At 39.8% G+C, this 334-nt stretch carries 1 rRNA gene; it reads left to right on the top strand.

The window, feature by feature from the left end:
• Window positions 1-61 (top strand): 16S ribosomal RNA (locus tag Q0791_RS25120); the annotation flags it as partial.
• Between the last annotated feature and the right edge of the window lie 273 nt (window positions 62-334).

Raw genomic sequence — 334 nt, 5'->3', positions numbered from 1 at the left:
GACTGGGGTGAAGTCGTAACAAGGTAGCCCTAGGGGAACCTGGGGCTGGATCACCTCCTTACCTTAACGACTAACTTGATCCTGCTGGGTCGACAATATGGCATCCATGCCAAGTCGACACAAATACATCCGTGTATTTGAGTGTTCACACAGATATGCTTGTTTATTCCACTTGAAGTGGAATAGCAAAAAAAACACATAGCTTTTTTGCTATGTATCGTTCTTTAACAATTTGGAAAGCTGATAGTATTAATATGAAGAGATGGCGACGATGTCGCGGTTTTTAATATTAGTGCGAAATAAAATTGAGTTCTCAAAACACTTAACATTAAGT

This window comes from uncultured Shewanella sp., from assembly GCF_947495455.1.
GTDB lineage: Bacteria > Pseudomonadota > Gammaproteobacteria > Enterobacterales > Shewanellaceae > Shewanella.
Note: the sequence above shows the minus strand (reverse complement) of the source record. Positions and strands in the feature narration are given on the sequence as shown.